The organism is Fibrobacter sp., from assembly GCF_017545445.1.
GTDB lineage: Bacteria > Fibrobacterota > Fibrobacteria > Fibrobacterales > Fibrobacteraceae > Fibrobacter.
This window is the reverse complement of the sequence record NZ_JAFWOM010000014.1, coordinates 1-2636: the sequence shown is the minus strand read 5'-3', so window position 1 is coordinate 2636 and position 2636 is coordinate 1. Positions and strand designations below refer to the sequence as shown.

The window sequence follows — 2636 nt, the reverse complement described above, 5'->3', positions numbered from 1 at the left end:
TGTTTCGACGGCGTGAAGCTCAAGGGCGCCCTCTGTGCCACGGGTGCCGAAAGCGCAGGCGATGTCCAGAAGAATTCCGCGCTCCTGAAAAAGGCGTTCGCCATGGGAAAGAAAGTTTAACAACAAGGAGATAACTCATGAAATCCAAATTCTTAAAAGCGGCGCTCGCCGTGGTTTCCGCATGCACCCTGATGGCATGCTGCCCTGAAAAAGAAAACAATGCTGCGCAGGGGGCCGCCACGCAGGCCGCGCAGTCCGCAACAGAAACAGCCTCCGCAGCACAACAGACAAAGGACGAAAATATGAACAAGCTCACGCTCACCGCCGACTGGGACAAGGTATTCCCCAAAAGCGACAAGGTCGAACATTCCAAGGTCACTTTCAAGAACCATTTTGTCATTGAACTCGCCGCCGACATGTTCGTGCCCAAGGACACGAGCCTCAAGGTGAACGGCAAGTTTCCCGCGATCGCGGTCTCTGGCCCGTTCGGTGCCGTCAAGGAACAGTCCAGCGGCCTTTACGCCCAGCAGATGGCGGAACGCGGATTCCTGACCATCGCATTCGACCCGAGTTTCACCGGCGAATCGGGCGGCGAGCCGCGCTACATGAACAGCCCGGACATCAACACCGAAGACTTCATGGCATCCGTAGATTTTCTCTCGACCCGCGACAACGTTGACCCGGAACGCATCGGCATCATCGGCATTTGCGGCTGGGGCGGCATGGCGATTAACGCTGCCGGCATTGATACCCGCGTCAAGGCGACCGTCGCTTCGACCATGTACGACATGAGCCGCGTATCCGCAAACGGCTACTTCGATTCCGCAAACAACGCCGACGCCCGCAACGAGGCCCGCAAGGCACTGATGGCCCAGCGCACCAAGGACTTCAAGAACGGCACCTACGACCTGGCTGGCGGCGTGGTGGACCCGCTCCCGGACGACGCTCCTTACTTTGTCAAGGATTACTACGCCTACTACAAGACCCCGCGCGGCTACCACAAGCGCTCCCTCAACAGCAACAAGGGCTGGGCCGCCTCCGCAGGCACCTCGCTCATGAACACGAAACTCCTCGCATACGCCGACGAAATCCGTAATCCGGTGCTCATCATCCACGGCGAAAAGGCCCACAGCCGCTACTTCGGCGAAGGCGCATTCGAAAAGATGACCGGCAAGAAGGCGAACGTCCCCGCAAAACTCGACGCCACCAAGAACTGGAGCAAGACCGTCGGCAACAAGGAACTCCTCGTCATCCCTGGAGCCTCCCACGTGGACCTCTACGACAACCTGGAAAAAATCCCCTTCGAAAAGCTGAACGAATTCTTCAAGACGAACTTGAAGTAAGCAAAAGCCATCTAACCGCGACGATTATTGCTGCTGTCCAAGGTCACAAATGTGACCTTGGTTGCTTTTTGTCATTTTTTGCCATTTTTTAATGCTATTTTAAGGATATGTGCGTAAATGTCATATTGACAATTAGACATTCAAAACCTATTTTTAAGCGGAGGAATAAACCTATGGCAGTGGCAATAAGATCCATACCGACGCTTCAAGGGGAAGATGCTGAACGTTTTCTCAAGGAAGCCGAATACGCCGAAAAGAACGAGCGTAAACAGGATTTTGGAGATAAAATTCTGCTCGTTAGGAATTTCCTCCGCGAACAAGGTTTCTAGACATGACCCTTGCCGATTTTTTGAACCGATGCTCGTTTGCTCGGCTTTCTTCGGAATTGCTGCAAAGTTGCAACCCCTTCAAATGCGGAAATGAAGACCTTGACGAATTTTTCAGAGAGGATTTTCGACTATACGGTGAAAAACTTTTGGGAAAGACTTATGTCTTTCGTCTAAGAGAGCGTCCCGAAAGCATCGTTGCTGCATTTACAATATCAAACGATTCAATTCGAATCAAACAACTTGCTCCTGAAGACAAGGCGAAGATTGAATATGTCACTGAGAATGGCGAGAAGAATCTTCGCCGCTATCCCGGAGTTTTGGTTGGTCGTCTGGGGACGAATATTGAATTTGCCAAACAAGGTTTTGGCTCTGCAGTAATGGACTTCATCAAAGCTTGGTTCCGTAGCGACGAAAACAAGACCGGTTGCCGGTTTATCATCGTTGATGCAATCAATAAACCGGAAGTCATTCATTACTATCAGAAAAACAATTTCAAATTCCTTTATAGTTCCGAAATTAACGAAGCAAGGGCTCTTGGAATAAACGTGAAAATGCTGGGAGAAAAACCTTTGCATACACGTTTGATGTATTTTGATTTGATTGATATTAAATAAAAACTAGAACTAGGGCCGCTTTCTCACGCCAGCGTATAGCTTTTATCCAGCAATTTCTTGATTTCTGTTAGCGGCACCGTTCCGTCAAGGATGACCGTTGCCCAGCTTTTCTTGTTCATGTGGTATGCGGGGAGGTAGCCGGGCTTTTTCAGGAGTTCCGGCAATTCCTTCGGGACTATCTTGAAGTTCGCCACTTCGATAATCTCGTTGCCCTTGAGGCCAACTTTTGATTTTTCGACAGTCCCCAATAGGCAATACCATTTCTTGTTTTCGTGCTTACGGATGGCGGCGAATTGCGGAAACCGTTCCCACAGATATTCGGGCTTGTCTCCGTATTTTTGCTCCGCGTA

4 protein-coding genes are annotated in these 2636 nt (G+C 50.5%); 3 read left to right on the top strand and 1 reads right to left on the bottom strand.

Annotation, left to right across the window (positions count from 1 at the left end; genetic code table 11):
- Positions 1–137: 137 nt before the first annotated feature.
- The 3 genes from IKG78_RS01750 (at position 138) to IKG78_RS01740 (ending at position 2286) form a co-directional block, all read left to right on the top strand.
- Positions 138–1343 carry an alpha/beta hydrolase gene (locus IKG78_RS01750; RefSeq protein WP_290938520.1) on the top strand — a complete coding sequence of 402 codons (1206 nt, stop codon included), beginning with the start codon at positions 138–140 and terminating at the stop codon, positions 1341–1343.
- A 173-nt stretch (positions 1344–1516) separates the two neighbouring features.
- Entirely contained in the window at positions 1517–1672 is a 156-nt protein-coding gene (locus tag IKG78_RS01745; RefSeq protein ID WP_173352310.1) for a hypothetical protein, read from the top strand.
- A 2-nt stretch (positions 1673–1674) separates the two neighbouring features.
- Entirely contained in the window at positions 1675–2286 is a 612-nt protein-coding gene (locus tag IKG78_RS01740; RefSeq protein WP_014546385.1) for a GNAT family N-acetyltransferase, read from the top strand.
- 23 nt (positions 2287–2309) lie between these two features.
- On the opposite strand, the gene IKG78_RS01735 is transcribed toward IKG78_RS01740, so the two are convergent.
- A partial coding sequence (locus IKG78_RS01735) for an MmcQ/YjbR family DNA-binding protein (protein WP_290938516.1) occupies positions 2310–2636 on the bottom strand: 327 nt, incomplete at its 5' end.